Annotated in this window: 2 protein-coding genes; both read right to left on the bottom strand. The window is 38.6% G+C overall.

Features of this window, described 5'->3' with window-relative positions; genetic code table 11:
* Window positions 1–10: 10 nt before the first annotated feature.
* Complete coding sequence (locus FTU83_RS17280; RefSeq protein WP_111886146.1) at window positions 11–577, bottom strand: IS630 family transposase; 567 nt, start codon at window positions 575–577, stop codon at window positions 11–13.
* The gene (locus tag FTU83_RS17285; RefSeq protein WP_004973749.1) at window positions 567–1022 is read right to left on the bottom strand and encodes a helix-turn-helix domain-containing protein; all 456 of its coding nucleotides are present in this window, start codon (window positions 1020–1022) and stop codon (window positions 567–569) included. The genes FTU83_RS17280 and FTU83_RS17285 overlap by 11 nt, the downstream gene beginning before the upstream one ends.
* Window positions 1023–1082: the final 60 nt, after the last annotated feature.

The following is a 1082-nucleotide window of genomic DNA, read 5'->3' on the forward strand; positions in this document are numbered from 1 at the left end:
TAAGTTGTCATTAAAAAGTAAACATGTATTCTTTTCCGAATTGGTTTGATACTTTCTCCACCCATTGCTCTATTTTATCAGCTGTCATGACTTGAAAATCTCGCCAATAATATTTCATCTGCTTCCATACCATCTCGATTCGATTTAACTCAGGGCTATAAGCTGGAATAAAATACAGATTCGTCGAAAAGTTAGTTTTAAGTAGCTCTCTGTAATCAGCCATCTTTTTACTTCTATGAATCGAGGCATTATCAACAATAAGAACCAATGGAAGGTTATACGTCTGTTTAACTTGTTGAGCTATTCCAGTTAAATAGGCATAAAACCAAGTGCTTGTAACTGACTCTTGTAAACAACTTGTCACCAGTTTCCCCGTTGAAAGCAAACACCCCATGACATTAACTCGTTTTAATCTTATTGCATCAACCGCATGAACATTACCTATCTTTGTCCACGCATAGCGGTTATCAGGTGTAGATGAAAACCCTGTTTCATCAACATAACCTAATATAATTTCACCACGTGCCGCTTGCTCTCGTAATTCTTCAATCTGCTGTGTTGCTTGTTCAAATACAATCGGATCTCTTTTTTTTCAAGCTATGACGGGTACGCTTGAAGACCATACCTGAATCACGTAAAAACTTACGAATGGTTTCAACAGACACGGACACTTCGTATTCTTCATGTAGTTTGACTCGGATTTGTTCTGCATTGAGTGGACTTGTATTGACCCAATCTAAGATTTTCGCCTGATAGTCTGAGATCAATGTATTGGGTCGACCTGAGCGATGACCTTCTTTAATCGATTCAAACTCATACAATTCCCAACGTCGGCGTTGTAGCCTTATGGTTTCTGGGATACGTTCTTGTAGAGTGGCAACTTCTGCAACACTTTTACCTTCGGAAAGCCAGAGAATAGTTTGGGCACGTTGTCTTTCACGCCAATGTTTTGCATGTTTGGCCAGAAAAATGAGTCGTTCTCGCTGTTCTAAACTAAGTGGTACAGAAACAATCCGAGGCATGTGTGAACATCTGTTAACTAAAAAAACCTTTTCGCATGATTAGTTATTTTTGTCAACTTA

Source organism: Acinetobacter sp. YH12152, assembly GCF_013418285.1.
GTDB lineage: Bacteria > Pseudomonadota > Gammaproteobacteria > Pseudomonadales > Moraxellaceae > Acinetobacter > Acinetobacter amyesii.